Origin of the sequence: Nonomuraea diastatica (assembly GCF_004349015.1) — a bacterium.
In the GTDB taxonomy this organism is placed as follows: domain Bacteria; phylum Actinomycetota; class Actinomycetes; order Streptosporangiales; family Streptosporangiaceae; genus Nonomuraea; species Nonomuraea diastatica.
Genome location: NZ_SMKP01000130.1, coordinates 14,767 through 30,465 on the forward strand (window position 1 = coordinate 14,767; position 15,699 = coordinate 30,465).

Sequence of the window (15,699 nt, forward strand, 5' to 3'; positions counted from 1 at the left end):
CGGCAGCCTCTCCGCGCCTTCTGACTGCCCGCTGACCGCGACCTTACCGCCCGCTGACGGCCCGCCCGTAGCGCTCGGACAGCCGCAGCACGTGCTCGGCCAGCTCGGGCGGGTCGAGCACCTCGAAGTCCACTCCGAGGAATCCGATCCACACCGCCATCCCGTGCAGGTCGTCGTTGCCCAGCTCGATCCGGCAGGTGGCCTCGCCGACCGGCTCGACCTCCAGCCCCAGCCGCATCGCCTCGATCTGCTCGGCGGGGGCGTGCAGCAGCACCGTCGCACGGAAGCGCCACATGGCCGTGCTGACGCCCTTCTCCACGTACGCCGCCACGTCGCCGCCCTCCGGCATCTCGCGCGGGGTGAACCGGGGCCCGCCGGGCGTGCGCGGGCGTATCCGGTCGACCCGGAACGTACGCCAGTCCTGCCGCTCGATGTCGTAGGCCACGAGATACCAGCGGCCCCGCCGGTGCACCAGGCGGTGCGGCTCCACGTCGCGCACGCTGGAGGAGTCGTCGTGCCCGGTGTAGTCGAAACGCAGCCGCTCGTGGTCGCGGGCCGCGCCGGCGATCGTGGTGAGCACCTCGGGGGAGACCATCGCCTGCGTGGCACCGGGAACTTGCACGGTGTAGGCGTTGAGGGTGCCGACCCGGCGGCGCAGCCGGGACGGCAGCACCTGCTCCAGCTTGGCCAGGGCGCGCACCGAGCTCTCCTCGATGCCCTCCACGCCGCCGCCGGCCGCCCTGCCGAGCCCCACCGCGACGGCCACGGCCTCGTCGTCGTCGAGCAGCAGCGGCGGCAGCGCGGCCCCCGCGCCCAGCCGGTAGCCGCCGGCCACCCCGGGCGTGGCGTGCACCGGGTAGCCGAGCGTGCGCAGGCGCTCGACGTCGTTGCGGATCGTTCTGGTCGAGACCCCGAGCCGGGCGGACAGCTCGGGGCCCGACCACTCTTTGTGGGCTTGGAGCAGGGACAGGAGTCTGAGCAGCCGCGCCGACGTTTCCAGCATGCGACCAGTGTGCCCGCTATCGCGGAAGGCGCGCTTCCGCATTCACCGCGATCACGCCCGGGCCCCTGAACCTCGCTAGCCGCCGAAGAGCGTCTGCGCCTGCTGGATGACGACCAGCACGGTCAGCGTCCCGAAGAAGGCGACGGACCAGATCAGCGCACCCAGCCGGTAGGAGCGCACCTTGATGGCGTCGGGCAGCGCCCGCCGGTTGAGCACGATCAGCAGGATGGAGTACACGAACATCATCACGGCGGCGAAGCAGGCCGAGAACACCAGCAGGATGAGCGGCTGGTCGAAGCCCAGCAGGAGAATGCCGATGCCGATCAGTGCGATGGCCCAGACGGTGAAGAAGTAGACCTTGTTCTCCGACACGGACGACTTGTTCAGGTAGACGGTCTTGAGCGTGTCCGCCGCCAGCCGCGAGGTGTAGTCGACGATCCCCATCGCCGCCGCGAACAGGGCCAGCGCTCCGATCACCCAGAACAGCACGCCGAACCAGGTGCCCACGGTCTCCTGCAGCACCTGCCCCTCGACGCGCAGGAACTCGATGCTGTTCTCCAAGCCGGGCTGGCCGAACACGGTGGAGTAGGCCAGCATCGACATGAGCGCGATCGTCACGAACGTCACGAGGCCGAACGTCCACGCCTGCTCGAGGTTGGCGAAGCGCCACCACCGCTGCCACCGGGCGAGGTTGTCCTTGGTGGGCGCGAACTGGAAGCCCGTCGACGCGGCCGCCTCCTCCTGCCCGGTGACCGGGCTGACCAGGCGGGGAACGTAGAGGCCCATGCCGAAGCCCTTGTCGCGGATCCAGTTGCTCTGGCACAGGTTCTGGCCGCCGCCCGCGCCGGCGTAGGCGATGGCGCCCATCAGGACGGCGAAGTCCAGCGGCGGCACCGGGAACTGGGCGCCGACGGTCAGGCCCTTGCCCAGCTGCACCCAGCTGTCGGCGGTGATCGCGACCACGATCGCCACCACGATCAGGATCACCACCAGGGCGACCTTGACGAAGATCACCCGTTCGAGCGCGATGTAGATCACCGGAGCCAGCGTCAGCCCGAAGGCGATCAGGAGCAGCATGCCGATGGCGATCCAGCGTACGGCGCCCTCGCCGGCTCCGGTCAGATAGGTCACCATGGTCGCGGACGTGGTGACCCAGCCCGGCCAGAGGTTCGATCCGAGCGTCATCAGCACGAAGACCAGGCCCCAGTGTTTCCACATCCGGCTGAATCCGGTCAGCGCGGTCTCGCCGGTGGCCAGGGTGTAGCGCTCGATCTCCATGTTCAGGAACCACTGCGTGATGATCCCGATGGCCGCTCCCCAGATGAAGACGAGCCCGACCTGGGAGGCGATGTACGGCCAGAGGATGAACTCGCCCGATGCCAGCCCGACTCCGGCGCCGACCAACCCCGGGCCGATGAAACGCCAGGTCGATCGAGGGGGCTCGGGCAGGTCGCGGACGGTGACGGGAGGCAGGACTCGCGCAGGAACGGTGGGGGTGAATTCCGCCATGCGGATCTCCTTTTCGGCGTGCTTACCCGCCACATTACAGAGCGGCGAAACCCCGGTGGAATAGCCGGCGGACCGTCACCACGTACTCTCCATGATTGGTCAATGCCGCGACATGCCCGCCGGCCTCCATCAGCCCGCCGAGCACCTCGCGCATGGCCGCCCGCCAGGCCCGGGCCGCCGCCGGATCCTCCCGTCGCAACCGCTCGATGTCGGGTGGTGTGCCCACCAGAACGACGTCACCCTCGGCCTTCCTCACGACGGGCCATCCGTCATCGCCCGCCTCCAGCAGCACGGGGCGGTTCGCGACGCCGGGCGTTGGGGAGGCGTTCCCGGCGTCTCGTACGCGCCAGACGGTCAGCACGCGGTCGGAGGGGTCTCCCTCGTTGATGGCGTCGGCCATTTCTCCGTAGTAATCAGGCAAATACTTTTCGGGCAGCGCGCCTAGCTTGACCAGGTTGAAACGCGCATTTCGCCGTACGAGCGGATCGAACGTCCAGGTGATCGTGTCGAGGCCGTTCTTCCTGCACCATTCCCGCTGGTGGGCCTTGAGCGCGTACCCGATGCCCCGGCCCGTCACGACGGCGCCGGTCACGTGCGAGTGCAGCGACCGCTCGCGTCCGCGGAACCCCACGGAGGCGCCCACCAGCCGCTCTCCCTCGAACGCCCCGGCCACGTAGTTGCCGGTGTGCGCGAAGCCGATCATCAGCTCCACGGTCATGGGCACGTTGCGCGGCTCGGGGTGCCAGATGCCGTCGAAGAGCGCGTAGACCTGCTCGAACTCCGGGACCTCGCGCAGCTCCCTGATCACCACGCCGGTCCTCGCCGTCGCTTCGCGGTGTCCGGTCACCTCCCCATTCAGCCACGACGTCCCGGCACCGCGGCAAGCCGGGGGTCCATCGCCGGGTGGCAGGGCGTCCGTGCGCGGGCCCGGCGGGCCGTGGGCTCCGGGCTAGCGAACCGCCTCGATCAGCGCCCGCAGCAGCGCGGCGCGCCGGGGCATCTCGGCGACGACGACGTGCTCGTGGTCGGCGTGCGCCCCGCCGCCCACCGCGCCCAGCCCGTCGAGCGTGGGACAGCCCACTCCCGCCGTGAAGTTGCCGTCGGAGGCGCCGCCCACCGACGCCGAGCTCAGCGGGCCTGCCCCGAGGTCCGCCGCCAGCTTCTGGGCCAGCGCGTAGAGCGAGGCCGACATCGCGCTTTCGAGCGGCGGCCGGTTGGGCCCGCCGAGGATCTCCACGTGGGTGCCGGGCACGACCGGCGTGAGCGCGCGGACGGCGGCGTCGACCCGCTCCTGCTCGGCGACCTCGGCCACGCGTACGTCCACCCCGACGGAGGCCTCCGCCGGGACGGTGTTGAGCGACGTGCCGCCCGACAGCACCGTCGGCGTGACCGTGGTGGCGCCCGCGCCCAGGCCGGCGACGGCCAGGATCTGGTGGGCGAGCTCGATCCCGGCGTTCGCCCCCTTCTCCGGCTCCAGCCCGGCGTGCGCCGCCCTGCCGCGCACGTGCACGGTGTAGAGCGAGGTGCCCTTACGGGCGGTCTTCAGCGCCCCGCCGTCGGCGCTGGCCTCCATGACGAAGGTGGCGGCCAGACCGCGCGCGGTGTCCTCGATCAGCCGGGACGAGGTGAGCGAGCCGACCTCCTCGTCCCCGGTGACCAGCAGCGTGACGCCGTCGAGCGAGCCGAGCCCGGCCAGCGCGTGGAACGTCTGCACCAGACCCGCCTTCATGTCGAACACCCCGGGCCCGCGTGCCACGCCGTCCACCACCGACCACGGGTGGGTGGCGAGCGAGCCGATCGGCCAGACGGTGTCGTGGTGGCCCAGGAGCAGCACCTTGGGGATGCCGAACGTCCAGCGCAGGTGTGTGACGCCGTCGATCACCAGGAACTCCGGCTCGGCGCCGAGGTGGCGGGCCCCCATGGCGGCCACGACCTCGGCGCTGCGGGCGACGGCGGACAGGTCACTGGAGAACGACTCGCACAGGACGAGCTCCTCGAGGTCCTCGATCATGCCAGCAGCTCCCCGAGGAAACGGTGCACGTTGCCACCGATGATGTTCATGACGTCCTTCTCCGGCAGGCCGCGGGCGAGCAGGCCCTCGGTGACCATGGGCAGCCCCGACGGTCCCTTCAGGCCGGGGATCGCGGACTTCGGGTCGACGCCGCGGTAGTTGACGCCTTCGCAGCACGGCCGTGTCAGGTCGGACATGACCTCGTGGATGAAGTCGGGGCCGAGGCCGACGTGGTCGACGCCGGCGACCGACACGATGTGCTCGATGTGGTCGAGCAGGCGGTCGAGCGTCATGTCCTCGGGGCGTTCGGCCAGGAAGGGCGCGAAGAAGTTGACGCAGATCACGCCGCCGGTGGCGGCCACGCCGCGGAGCTGGTCGTCGGTGAGGTTGCGGTGGTGGTCGCGCAGGGCGCGGGCGGAGGAATGGGTGGCCAGCAGGGGCTTGGTGGCCAGCTCCAGCACGTGCGCGACGCCGGAGGCTCCAAGATGGGAGACGTCGAACACCATGCCGAGCCGCTCCATCTCCCGCAGGGCGGCGACGCCGTCGGAGGTCAGCCCGCTGCCGGTGGCGTCCTCGCCGCTGCCGTCGGCCAGGGGTGTGCGGCCGAAGTGCGCGATCGAGGCGACCCGCACGCCCAGGCGGTGCATTGTCGAGATCAGCTCGACGTCGGCGTCGAGGCCGGGCATGCTCTCCAGCGCGAGTACGAGGGCGATCCTGCCGTCGTCGAGCGCCCGGTCGATCTCGGCAGCATCCCGACATATCCGTACATGGTGTTGGTTGCCCTCGGCCAGCACGTGCGCACACTCGATCATCCGGAGCGTCTGGCGCAGCGCGCCCTCAGGACGGAAGTCGTCCTCGATGAAGACCGGCAGGATCTGCAGGTTGACGCCGCCCTCGACCAGCTGCGGCAGCCACCGCTCGCTGAAGAAGCCCGCCCACTGCTCGGGTGGCCGGGCCGTGACGGCCATGAGCAGGTCGTTGTGAGTGTCGGCCACGACAGCGCGCTGGTGCAGGGAAGACGTCATGTCTCGGACGCTATCGTGCGGCCCGCTCCAACGCACCAGGGCCCGAACGGGGTTGAGATCAGGGCGACCGGGCTAAGGATCCACCGTCCGTACAGGCCCTGAGGACGATCCGGCGGGCCGGTAGGCGGGGATCGGCGGTCGGGCCGTCAGCCTGCGGTAGAGCGTCGTGGGGCCGGGCCAGTTGTTCGTGACGCGGCCTTCGGCGGTTTTGTACCAGCTCTGGCAGCCGCCGCCCCACACCATCCGCTCCATCGCCGCGTCGAGCCGCCCGCGCCACGCGGCCATCGCCTCGGGCCGCACCTCGATCGGGCCGTTCAGCGAGAGGTGCGGCAGGCAGGCCATGACGTGGTCCACCTGGCATTCCAGCATGAAGACGATGGAGTTGTGCCCGAGGTTGGTGTTGGGGCCGTACAGGAGGAACATGTTCGGGAAGTTCGGGACGGAGATGCCCAAATACGCTTCCGCGCCGTCCTTCCACTGTTCCTCCAGCGAACGCCCGCCGCGCCCGCTGATCTCCATCGGCGCGAGGAACTCGGTGCTTCTGAAGCCGGTGGCGTAGACGATGGTGTCGGCCTCGCGCAGGCCCTCGGCGGTCTCGACGCCCTTAGGCGCGACCCGGACGATCCTGTCCGTCACCACGTCGACGTTCGGCCTGGTCAGCGCCGGATAGAAGGAGCTGTCGATGATCACCCGCTTGCAGCCGGGCGGGTAGGCGGGGGTCAGCTTGGCCCGCAGCACCGGGTCGGGCACCTGGTCGCGCAGGTGGCGCAGCGCCCGCTTCCTGAGCAGGTCGGCGCTCCAGCCCTGGGCGAGCGCCGGGTAGAGGGTGGCCTCGGCGTAGCGGTAGATCCACTCGCGGTAGGCCCGCTGCAGGCCCGGGACCAGGCGGAAGGCCAGCCGGGCAGGCGGGCCGAACGCGGCGTCCGGCTTGGGGATCACCCAGTTGGGCGTGCGCTGGAAGACGTCGAGGTGCTCGGCCTGCTCGGCCACGCGCGGGATGAGCTGGGCGGCCGACGAGCCGTTCCCGATGACCGCGACCCGCCTGCCGGTGAGATCGTGGTCGTGGTTCCAGCGGGCGGAGTGGTAGGAGACGCCTTCGAAATCGGCCATGCCGGGAAGCCCGGGGAATCGCGGGCGGCTGAGCTGGCCCACGCTGATGACCACCACGTCGAACGCCTCGGTGTGCTCGCCGCCGCCCTCCGGATGGGCCGTGGTGACCTGCCATCTCGCGTCGTCGAAGGCGGCTCGGCGGACCTCGGTATTGAACCGGATTTTTCGCCTGGCGTCGTATTTATCGGCGCAATGTTCTAAATAGGCGAGGATCTCGGGTTGTTCGGGGTAGCGGCGGGACCAGCTCGCGTACTTCTCGAACGAGTACGAGTACAGGTGCGAGGGGATGTCGCAGCCCGCGCCCGGATAGTTGTTGTCCCGCCAGGTGCCGCCCAGGCCGGCGGCCTTCTCGAAGACCGTGTAGGACCGGATGCCGGCCCGTTCGAGCTGGATCGCCATGCACAGTCCGCCGAAGCCCGCTCCTATGATCGCGACGCTGGGTGCCATGCCGCCCTCCGCAGGTCAGGATTCGCTTACATTACGCCCGGCCTGCGTTCCCGCAACAGCCCTTGTCACGTGCGCCGCCACCCCGCCGGTCACCGGTAGTCTGCGCAGGTGGCTCCTGTGACGTTGACGAACGTGATCGAGGTGCTCGAGGCGGCTTACCCGCCCGCCCGAGCCGAATCATGGGACGCGGTGGGGCTGGTCAGCGGCGACCCGGCCCAGCCGGTGCGGCGGGTGCTGTTCGCGGTCGATCCCGTCGCCGCCGTGGCCGAGGAGGCCCTGGAGTGGCAGGCCGATCTGATCGTCACCCACCACCCGCTCTACCTGCGCGGCACCACCAGCGTGGCCACGACCACGCCGAAGGGCCGCCTGATCCACACCCTGATCAAGAACGACGTCGCCCTCTACACGGCGCACACCAACGCCGACGTCGCCAACCCCGGCGTGTCCGACGCTCTGGCCAGAGCCGTCGGGCTCACCGGCGACCTGGTGCCGCTCCAGCCGTTCCCCGACGACCCGTGGCGCGGGCTGGGCCGCATCGGCGAGACGGCGGAGGAGACGACGCTGGAGGCGTTCGCGGCGGGGGCGGCCAAGGGGCTGCCACGCACGTCGTGGGGGATCCGGGTGGCGGGCGATCCGTCGCGCCGCGTTACGCGCGTGGCGGTCAGCGGGGGAGCGGGCGACTCCCTCCTCGGCGTGGCGAGGGCCGCGGGCGTCGACGTGTTCCTGACGGCGGATCTACGCCACCATCCGGCGAGCGAGTTCATGGAGGCGGGCGGCCCCGCGCTCATCGACGCCGCGCACTGGGCGACCGAGTGGCCCTGGCTCGACAGTGCGGCGTCCATCCTGCACGCGAGTGGCGTTACCGTTGAAACACGTGTCTCCGCCACGGTCACCGATGCTTGGACAAGAGGATATTGATCATGAAAGCAGCCCCTGAGGCCCAGAAGCGACTGCTCGACCTGGCAGAGCTCGACTCCGTGATCGACCGGCTGGCGCACCGCCGCCGCACCCTGCCCGAGCTCGCCGAGATCGACGAGCGTTCCAAGCTGTATGCCCGTCTCTCGACCCAGGTGATCGAGGCCGAGACCGAGGCGGGCGACCTCACCCGCGAGCAGACCAAGGCGGAGTCCGACGTCGACGCCGTGCGCACGCGTGCCGAGCGCGACCAGAAGCGCCTCGACTCCGGCGCCGTCTCCTCGCCGCGCGACCTGGCCGGCCTCCAGTCCGAGATCGCCTCGCTGCACAGGCGCCAGGGCGACCTGGAGGAGATCGTGCTGGAGATCATGGAGCGCAAGGAGGCCGCCGACACCAAGGTCACCGACCTGGTGAGGCAGCGCGACGAGGTCGCCGCCGAGCTCTCGGCCGCCGAGAGCCGCCGCGACGCCGCGCTCGCCGAGATCGACAAGGAGGCCGCCGAGGTCCAGGGCCGCCGCACCGCCGTCTTCGGCGAGATCCCCGCCGACCTGCTGGCCCTCTACGAGAAGCTGAAGGACCAATACTCCGTGGGCGCCGCCATGCTGCGCGGCGGCCGGTGCCAGGGATGCAAGGTGGCCCTGTCCATCGCCGAGATGAACCGCATCAAGGCCGCACCGCACGACGAGGTGCTCCGCTGCGACGAGTGCCGCCGCATCCTCGTCCGCACTCCAGAGTCCGGCCTGTGACGTCCTACATCGTCGAGGCCGACGGCGGCTCGCGCGGCAACCCGGGCCCGGCGGGCTACGGCGCGGTCGTCAAGGACGCCTCCGACGGCCAGGTGCTGGCGGAGGCGGCCGAAGCGATCGGCGTCGCCACCAACAACGTCGCCGAATACCGCGGTTTGATCGCCGGTCTCACGGCGGTGCTGGGGCTGGCCGGCGACGGGGCCGCGGTGGCCGTGCGCATGGACTCGAAGCTGGTCATCGAGCAGATGGCGGGCCGCTGGAAGATCAAGAACGAAGGGCTGCGCCCGCTGGCTTCGGAAGCGGGGGCGCTGGTCAGGCGGTTGCGGGTGACGGAGTGGACCTGGATCCCCCGCGAACGCAACAAACACGCCGACCGCCTGGCCAACGAGGCCATGGACGCCGCCGCCAAGGGCCTGACCTGGAAGGCGGGCGGCACCACCACCCCACCGGAGTCGTCCACCGGGCGGCAGGAGCCGGCCGGCACCCCGCTGGGCACGGGGGAGTCGTCGGCCGCGACGCAGGAGCCGGGCGGTGCCGCCCCGCCACACACTCGGGAGTCGTCCGCCGCGAGGCAGGAGCCGGGCGGTGCCGACCTACCGGAGACCCGGGAGGCGTCGGCCGCGACGCGGCAGGCGGACCCGCGGGCTCGGGCCTCGGCGCCGTCGGTGGCGAAGCAGACGGATCTCCTCGACGTAGGCGGCATTTCCGAAATGTCCGCCCCAACCGCCTCCATAGCCACCGCCCAGCGGCTCGGCAAGAATGCCGGCTGGGTCTCGTCCACCAAGGTGGCGACCTCGCTGCTCCTCCTCCGGCACGGCGAGACCGAAATGTCCCTGGAGCGCAGGTTCTCCGGCCGCGGCGACGCCGAGCTCACACCCAACGGCCTGGCCCAGGCGTCGGCGGCGGCCGATCGGCTGTCGCGCGAGCCGTACCGGCTGGACGTGATCGTCACCTCCCCGCTCAAGCGCGCCAGGCAGACCGCGGAGGTGGTCGCCCAGCGTACCGGCCTCGATGTCGAGGTGGACGAAGACCTCAGGGAAGCTGATTTCGGCGCCTGGGAGGGGCACACGTTCACCGAGGTGCAGCGCCGATGGCCCGCCGAACTGGCCGCCTGGCTCGCCGACCCCGCGGTCGCCCCGCCCGGCGGCGAGAGCTTCGCCACGGCCGTGCATCGCGTGCAGGCGGCGGGTGAACGCCTGGTCGAGCGGTACGAAGGCAAGACCGTGCTGGCGGTTTCGCACGTCACCCCGATCAAGATGCTCCTGAGACTCGCCCTCATGGCCCCGCTGGAGTCCCTCTACCGGATGCATCTCGACCTGGCCTGCCTGTCGCTCATCGACTACTACGCGGACGGGCCCGCCGTGGTGAAGTCGTTCAACGACATCTCCCACCTGCGCTGATGAGCGCGCGCCGTGCCGGATGCCGCCAGAACACCCGGCACGGCGCGTCACTGCCTCGGGCGATGACCAGCCTCATTCCACCGGATCGATCTTGCCGCGGGCTGGGAACACCGGAAATTTGATAACCTCATTCGGACGAGTCGGCCGGGCGGCCGCGTCGGGCCCGCGGGCCCGCCGAGGAAGGTCCGGGCTCCACAGGGCAGGGTGGTCGGTAACGCCGACCCGGGGTGACCCGCGGGAAAGTGCCACAGAAAGCAGACCGCCTCCCGGCCAAACGGGAGGTAAGGGTGAAAGGGTGGTGTAAGAGACCACCAGCGCCCACGGTGACGTGGGCGGCTCGGTAAACCCCACCCGGAGCAAGGTCAAGAAGGGCGCTCCCCGGAGCGTCCGCGCGCGACGTTCGAGGGCTGTCCGCCCGAGCCGCGCGGGTAGACCGCTTGAGGCCGCCGGCAACGGCGGTCCTAGATGGATGGCCGCCCCTTCGTACGAAGGACAGAACCCGGCCTACAGGCCGGCTCGTCACATTTCCTTCCTCTGGCCGGCAGCTATGCGGACATGGTGGGATCGCCGGCTGACTGGTTGACTCTCAGCCTTGCGCGAAGACCCGGTCGAAGGTGAGGCCGAAATCCTTCCGCCAGGTCTTTCCCCCGTCCTCGGATGCCTCCCAACGTCCGAAAATGCGGTCCTTTTCGACGTCGGCGACGAAGCGCTGATGCATGTCCGGGTCCTCACGGAGCAGAGTCCAGTGCCCGTCATCGAAGGTCATGGCGAATTGGCGGCATACGCCACGGTCGTCCTGATAAAGCACGACGTAGGCGTCGTTCGGGTCGCTGCGGCCGATGACGAGGCCCATCTCGGAGTGGTGCGTGCCTCCGCCGAACTGCGATCGCACGACCAAGAGCGACTCCCCGAGCCGCTCGACGGTGGTCGTCCCCGGCACTTCGGTGCCCGCCGGTTCGAGGAACCAGGCGTCCGACAGCGTCGTTGTCCACTCTCCGACGAGCCCGTCGAGCTTTTCGAGTTCGGTATTGCGCATCAATCCTCCGATCGATCCGATCTCCGCGACATTACCCAAGCCGCGGTCACGCAGCAATGAGTCGTGCACCGGCGCACGACATGAATGTCCCTATCCGTGCAGGGGGTCACGGCCGGAGGTCGAATTCGCCGGCCTTGAGGCCGAGGACGAACGCCGCCCACTCGGCGGGGGTGAAGAGCAGTTTGGGGCCGTCGGGGTCCTTGCTGCCGCGAACGGCGACCACCCCGGGCAGATTCATGGCGACCTCCACACGCTGGCCGCCGTTGTCGGAAGAACGCGATGACTTGCGCCACACGGCGGGACTCAGGTCCATTCGCGCCTCGCTTCCTCGATCTTCAGGAGCTCGGCGATCATGAAAGCCTCTGCCAGGCCCGCGACGCATTCCGGATCGACGATCTGGACGAAGACAGCAGGTCGCTCGGCCATTTCCAGCAGATGCCCGAGTTGCTCTCGCATCACCTCAGGGCCCTCCTTTCCGGCAGCGGTGAAGCGGTCAATCCATCACTTTCAACGGCCGGGGAGCTGACGTTGACGAGAGAAGAGACGGTGCCGGCGAACACGTGCCACCCCGCCTGGAGGAAAGAATTCCCGGCGACGGAGCTATCCGTCCCCGAGGCCCGCGGCTGGGCGCGCACCCTGCTGTGCGCCGGTTTCCCGCCTCCGTTCCTGGACGACGTGCTCCTCCTGCTGAGCGAGGTCGTCACCAACGCCGTCACCCACTCCGACTCCGCCCGCACCCCTATGGGCAGGTGGCGGTCCAGATCACCCGCACAGGCGGCACCGTACAGGTGGAGGCGACCACGCCGGCTCCTCCGTCACCAGACCTGCCGTACGCACCCCGGCCCCAGGCGACGAAGGAGGCCGGGGCCTGTGGCTGGTGGACCTGCTCGCCGACGAGTGGGGGTTCCGCCACGACGAGACCCGCGGAGAGGTCTGGTTCCGGTTCACCAGGCGATAAGGGCGTGCCGGGCTGAGGCGGTCAAGGGCCGGGCACCGAGGCGGTCTGGGGCGGGACGTCCCGCATCAACCCAACCAGGCCTCGCCCATCGCCGGACGGGCTCGACCGCCGCCGAACCGACGGGGAACGCTACCGGATCACGCGGTAGCCGAGGTGGGTGACGAGGCTGCTGCCCGAGGTGCCGCCGATCGGTTCGAGCGTGACGTCCCCGACGCCTTCGAACAACCGCTCGCCCCGGCCGAGGATCACGGGCGCGACATGCAGGCGGAGCTCGTCGATGAGCCCTGCGGCCAGGAACTGGTTCACCGTACGCGCGCCGCCGGCGATCGCGACGTCACGGTCGCCGGCGGCCTCGCGCGCCTGGGCCAGGGCCGCCTCGATCCCATCGGTGACGAAGGTGAACGTCGTGCCGCCCTTCATCGGCAACGGCTCCCGCGGGTGGTGAGTGAGGACGAAGACCGGCGCGTGGTACGGCGGCTCGTCACCCCACCAGCCGGTCCAGTCCAGGTCCCAGCCGTCGCGGCCGGGGCCGAACATGTTGCGGCCCATGATGAAGGCCCCCGCCGCGGTGATGCCCTCGATCACCGCCGCGTGCGTCTCGGGCTCCTCGAACATCCACCGGTGCAGGCGCTCGCCGACGCCCTCGCCGAACGGGTTCTCCAGGCTCTGGTCCGGGCCGGCCACGAAACCGTCGAGGGACATCGCCATGTCACTGGTGACCTTGCTCATCTCACTGCCTCCCATCTTCCGGCGCTCGTCTCGCGCCGCTCACGAGGAAGTCGGAGCCACTCGCCCGTCCTCTACACGCGGGCTGGTTTTCTTCCGAGAAGAGCTGGAGTCGGAGATACGGGCCTCCGGCCCCCCGGGAGTGAGGACCGGCGCCGCGAGACACGCCGTGGTCCCTGGAGAGCCTCGCGGGCACCGCGCCCTAACCCTGGGCGACCGTGCCGGTCTGCGTAGCATGACGCAGTGCGGCCGGCCACGTGGGCCGCAGCGGCGGCACCATGTGCACCCTGGCCGAGCCGATGTCGAAGAAGAGCCCCACCAGCTCCAGCTTCCCGGCGCGTACCTGCTCGTCGACCTTCCGGTACGTGCGCAGGTTCTCCAGCTGCTGCTGCACGTTGACCCGGCACAACACGTCCAGCGCCCCGTTGTGCAGCCGGTTTCCCTCTCTTTCGATGAACGCGGCCAGGCTGTGGTTACCGTGCCGCAGCCACCTGCGCAGCCCGGGCAGGCTGCCCGCCTGTACGCCGCCGCTCAGCAGGCCCGCCATCGCTCCGCAGCCCGAATGGCCGCACACCGTGATCGTGTGCACACCCAGCACCTGCGTGGCGTACTCGATCGCCGCCACCACGGAGTCGTCGCGCGGCTCCGAGCCCCTGCGCGGCACCAGGTTGCCGATGTTGCGCACCGTGAACAGGTCTCCGGGGCCGCTCGCCGTGATCAACGAGGGCACGATCCTGGAGTCGGCGCACGTGATGAACAGGTGCGAGGGCTGCTGCTTGCGGGCCAGCTCGGTGAAGATGGGCCGCACCAGCGGCGCCGTACGCCGGTGGTATTCGCGCGCGCCCTCCGTGAGCCGGCACTCCACCGGCGCGGAGGAGTCGTCAGGCGGAACGGAGGGCAGGCTGGGACGGCTCCGGTGCGCCCACGGCAGCCACCACCGGTCAGGCGCCTTGGGCGGCGACTTGGCCGGGAACATCCGCGCGCCGCTGGCCGCCAGCGCGTACCATTCGTCGTGCAGCTCGTCGATGTGGACCGTGCCGCCCATACGCTCGTGGTCGAGCCGCCAGGAGTGGATGGCCTCGAAGGCTCCGTTGTCCATGAAGTCGATGTTCAGGTCGAGGCCGACATCCGTTCCCGCGGGAATCGTCCGCAACTCGTGCGTCAGCCTGGGGACGCCGAGGAACGTGAGCGAGCCCGAGATCGTCACGTGCAGCCGCCCCGCGCGGTCCTCGCGCTTGAGCACGGTGACCCACGTCAGCCGGCGCAGCGCGAGCAGCGCGGCCAGCGCGAGCCCCGCCAGCACTCCCTCGGCCAGGCCGAGCAGGATCACCGCGACCATGGTCACGACGTAGACCGGCACCTCGCCGTGGCCGTGCACCTTCTTGATGTGACCGAGGTTCACCATCTGCACGCCGATGAACACCAGCAGCGCCGCCAGCGCCTCCAGCGGGATCAGCCGGATCGACCAGCCGAACCCGAGCGCGAAGATCAGCACCCACACCCCGTGCAGGATCGTCGAGCAGCGAGTACGCGCGCCCGCCCGCACGTTGGTGGTGCTGCGCACGATCACCCCGGCGACGGGGAGGCCGCCGAGCGCGCCCGTGACCATGTTGGCCACGCCCTGGCCGGTCAGCTCCTGGTCGAGGTCGGCGCGCTTGCCTCCGTGCATCTTGTCGGCCGCCACGGAGCACAGCAGCGACTCGCAGCCGGCCAGCAGCGCCACCAGCAGCACCGCCGCCACGACCAGGTGCCAGTCGCCCTGCGGCAGCACGGGGAAGGCCCACTCGCCGACGCTGTCGGACAGGTCGACGCGGGTGACGTCCCAGCCGAAGGCCCAGGCGGTGCCCGCCGCCGCGAGCAGCGCGGCCAGCGGCGCGGGGACCGCCTTGACCTGCCTTGGCAGGCGGGTCCACAACGCCAGCACCGTGATGGTGAGCAGGCCGACCGCCACCTTGTGCCCGTGCAGGTCGGCGATCTGGCCGGGCAGCTCGATGATGTTGGCCACGGCCGAGCTCTGCGAGGTGCCGCCCAGCACCACGTGGAGCTGGGCGAGCGCGATGATCACGCCGACCGCCGCCAGCATGCCGTGGATGACGGCGGGCGACACCGCCAGTGCGGCCCTGGCCGCCTTGAAGATGCCGAGCACGAGCTGGACGACGCCCGCCAGCAGGGTGATCATGCAGGTGGCCCGCCATCCGTACGTCTGCACGAGATCGACGACCACCAGAGACAGGCCGGCGGCGGGTCCGCTCACCTGGACGGACGAGCCGCCCAGCGTGCCTCCCACGATCCCGCCGACCACGGCGGCGATCAGCCCGGAGACCAGAGGGGCCCCGGAGGCCATCGCGATGCCCAGCGAAAGGGGCACCGCGACGAGGAAGACCACGAGCGACGCCGGCACATCGTGCCGGAGCGTGCTCAGCCGGATACGGTGCGTGTCGCGGGTCATGGAGCAAACCCTATTGCTCCGTCGACCGCGCTTTAGCCGTGCCTCATGTGGGTTTTACCCATTAATGAGGGCTGCCATCACCGGTAGTAGTCGTGCGGGTAGTCCTGCTCCGGGCTCTTCCTGCGGTGGCTGCCCCGGCCGTTGCCCGAGGCGGCCTGCGGCTGCCCGTGCGCGTCGCCGCCGCCGAACGCCTGCCACGTGGTGTCGGAGGCGGCGGCGCCGCCCGCCGGCGGCTCCGGCCACGCCCCGGCTGCCGGGCTCGTGGTGATGTCGCCCGTCTCGTACGCGAACGAGGAGGGCTGCGGCGCAGGGGCGGGTGACGGCGTCGGAGCGGCGAGCACGTCGTCGTAGGCCGAGACCGTCC

General features: G+C 70.4%; 14 protein-coding genes, 1 other RNA gene and 1 pseudogene. 4 read left to right on the forward strand and 12 right to left on the reverse strand.

The features are described 5' to 3' along the window. Positions 1–43: 43 nt before the first annotated feature. From E1294_RS35210 to E1294_RS35235, 6 genes are all read right to left on the reverse strand, one after another. A complete protein-coding gene (locus E1294_RS35210; protein WP_132515295.1) occupies positions 44–1,003 on the reverse strand; it encodes a helix-turn-helix transcriptional regulator in 960 nt (319 codons plus the stop codon). Between the two features lie 75 nt (positions 1,004–1,078). After that, positions 1,079–2,512 carry an Nramp family divalent metal transporter gene (locus tag E1294_RS35215; RefSeq protein ID WP_132515296.1) on the reverse strand — a complete coding sequence of 478 codons (1,434 nt, stop codon included), beginning with the start codon at positions 2,510–2,512 and terminating at the stop codon, positions 1,079–1,081. Between the two features lie 34 nt (positions 2,513–2,546). Then, complete coding sequence (locus tag E1294_RS35220) at positions 2,547–3,359, reverse strand: GNAT family N-acetyltransferase (protein ID WP_132515297.1); 813 nt, start codon at positions 3,357–3,359, stop codon at positions 2,547–2,549. 102 nt (positions 3,360–3,461) lie between these two features. Continuing rightward, positions 3,462–4,523 carry a M20 family metallopeptidase gene (locus tag E1294_RS35225; protein WP_132515298.1) on the reverse strand — a complete coding sequence of 354 codons (1,062 nt, stop codon included), beginning with the start codon at positions 4,521–4,523 and terminating at the stop codon, positions 3,462–3,464. Then, complete coding sequence (locus E1294_RS35230; RefSeq protein WP_132515299.1) at positions 4,520–5,548, reverse strand: dipeptidase; 1,029 nt, start codon at positions 5,546–5,548, stop codon at positions 4,520–4,522. The genes E1294_RS35225 and E1294_RS35230 overlap by 4 nt, the downstream gene beginning before the upstream one ends. 72 nt (positions 5,549–5,620) lie before the next feature. After that, positions 5,621–7,105, reverse strand: a complete 1,485-nt coding sequence (locus tag E1294_RS35235) for a flavin-containing monooxygenase (protein ID WP_132515300.1) — start codon at positions 7,103–7,105, stop codon at positions 5,621–5,623. Positions 7,106–7,222: 117 nt separating this feature from the next. Between E1294_RS35235 and E1294_RS35240 the strand changes: the two genes are divergently transcribed. The 4 genes from E1294_RS35240 to rnpB all read left to right on the forward strand — a co-directional run bounded on the left by E1294_RS35240 (position 7,223) and on the right by rnpB (position 10,689). Further along, positions 7,223–8,023, forward strand: a complete 801-nt coding sequence (locus E1294_RS35240; RefSeq protein ID WP_132515301.1) for a Nif3-like dinuclear metal center hexameric protein — start codon at positions 7,223–7,225, stop codon at positions 8,021–8,023. 2 nt (positions 8,024–8,025) lie between these two features. Continuing rightward, on the forward strand, positions 8,026–8,766 hold the full coding sequence (locus E1294_RS35245; protein WP_132515302.1) for a zinc ribbon domain-containing protein: 741 nt from the start codon (positions 8,026–8,028) through the stop codon (positions 8,764–8,766). Continuing rightward, positions 8,763–10,166, forward strand: a complete 1,404-nt coding sequence (locus E1294_RS35250; RefSeq protein ID WP_132515303.1) for a bifunctional RNase H/acid phosphatase — start codon at positions 8,763–8,765, stop codon at positions 10,164–10,166. The genes E1294_RS35245 and E1294_RS35250 overlap by 4 nt, the downstream gene beginning before the upstream one ends. 136 nt (positions 10,167–10,302) lie before the next feature. Continuing rightward, positions 10,303–10,689: RNase P RNA component class A (rnpB, locus tag E1294_RS35255), an RNA gene on the forward strand. 63 nt (positions 10,690–10,752) lie between these two features. Here the strand turns inward: rnpB and E1294_RS35260 are convergent. The 6 genes and pseudogenes from E1294_RS35260 to E1294_RS53215 all read right to left on the reverse strand — a co-directional run. Beyond that, positions 10,753–11,271 carry a hypothetical protein gene (locus tag E1294_RS35260; protein WP_132515304.1) on the reverse strand — a complete coding sequence of 173 codons (519 nt, stop codon included), beginning with the start codon at positions 11,269–11,271 and terminating at the stop codon, positions 10,753–10,755. A 37-nt stretch (positions 11,272–11,308) separates the two neighbouring features. After that, the gene (locus E1294_RS57505; RefSeq protein ID WP_132515305.1) at positions 11,309–11,515 is read right to left on the reverse strand and encodes a DUF397 domain-containing protein; all 207 of its coding nucleotides are present in this window, start codon (positions 11,513–11,515) and stop codon (positions 11,309–11,311) included. Next, on the reverse strand, positions 11,506–11,661 hold the full coding sequence (locus E1294_RS53210; RefSeq protein WP_281284563.1) for a Scr1 family TA system antitoxin-like transcriptional regulator: 156 nt from the start codon (positions 11,659–11,661) through the stop codon (positions 11,506–11,508). The genes E1294_RS57505 and E1294_RS53210 overlap by 10 nt, the downstream gene beginning before the upstream one ends. A 628-nt stretch (positions 11,662–12,289) precedes the next feature. After that, on the reverse strand, positions 12,290–12,889 hold the full coding sequence (locus tag E1294_RS35270) for a dihydrofolate reductase family protein (protein ID WP_132515306.1): 600 nt from the start codon (positions 12,887–12,889) through the stop codon (positions 12,290–12,292). Positions 12,890–13,088: 199 nt separating this feature from the next. Next, a complete protein-coding gene (locus tag E1294_RS35275) occupies positions 13,089–15,335 on the reverse strand; it encodes a SulP family inorganic anion transporter (RefSeq protein WP_132515307.1) in 2,247 nt (748 codons plus the stop codon). Positions 15,336–15,412: 77 nt separating this feature from the next. After that, positions 15,413–15,699, reverse strand: a pseudogene (locus tag E1294_RS53215) (hypothetical protein); the annotation flags it as partial.